We start from the raw sequence: 479 nt of genomic DNA, 5'->3' as shown, positions 1-479 counted from the left end.
TAACGCCGCGTTAAGGGGTGAAGGCACGCAATACACAAGTTACCGCACAATGCCGTAACCACCAAACCTAACGCAAACTGAAAATGCCACGCGTGCCAAATCCCTCTTGAACGCTTTGTTATGCTTAAGATTCAATGACTTACGTTTTGATAAAACCAAGATTAACTCGACCTTGATTCACAAGCAAAAGCCAAAACCTAAAAAACGGAAATGACTCATGATTTTGAAAATCAGACTTTGGACTTTGACCGCTAATACTAAAAAAACCTAAGATCAGATTACTGATTGAACCAACCGCCCTAACCTCGCGCTTGCCCGAATATTGACTGAGGCAACGCTCTGAATTTCCAGCGCCAAAGAACAAGTGTCCGGAAAACAGCGCCCACTGAAGCCAACTTGCCGACAAACTCAAAACTAACCAGCCGAGGGAACAAAGAAAAAACATAAACCACTGACTTTGCGTGATTAAGCATAACGCC

General features: G+C 43.6%; 1 protein-coding gene. It reads right to left on the bottom strand.

The window, feature by feature from the left end; translation table 11 throughout:
* Positions 1–139 precede the first annotated feature (139 nt).
* Positions 140–479: hypothetical protein (locus tag UF06_RS27230; protein WP_206778257.1), on the bottom strand; the 340-nt coding region annotated here is incomplete at its 5' end.

Source organism: Vibrio sp. S234-5, from assembly GCF_000960595.1.
GTDB lineage: Bacteria > Pseudomonadota > Gammaproteobacteria > Enterobacterales > Vibrionaceae > Vibrio.
The sequence above is the reverse complement of the archived record's forward strand: the minus strand, read 5'-3'. Positions and strand labels throughout refer to the sequence as shown.